Origin of the sequence: Halioglobus sp. HI00S01 (assembly GCF_001635445.1) — a bacterium.
GTDB classification, from domain to species: Bacteria; Pseudomonadota; Gammaproteobacteria; order Pseudomonadales; family Halieaceae; genus Halioglobus; species Halioglobus japonicus.
Map to the genome: position 1 here is coordinate 1 of NZ_LWEE01000263.1, position 205 is coordinate 205.

The window sequence follows — 205 nt, forward strand, 5'->3', positions numbered from 1 at the left end:
GGACACGGATCTCGCGATTATTCTCAACCCCGCGCTCAATGCTATGGAGCTGTTGGCTACAGCCTGTGATGAGCTGGGAATTGAGTACGATCGGGAAGGGCATACGCTGAAGAGCCTCACCGATGCCCTGCACGCCTACCTGTTGGAGAATCACAGCAAGGGGCGCAAGACCGTGCTGATGATTGACGAGGCACAACACCTGGAT

General features: G+C 56.1%; 1 pseudogene. It reads left to right on the forward strand.

Annotated features, from left to right (window positions below):
- Nucleotides 1-205: pseudogene (locus tag A3709_RS24085) on the forward strand (ATP-binding protein); the annotation flags it as partial.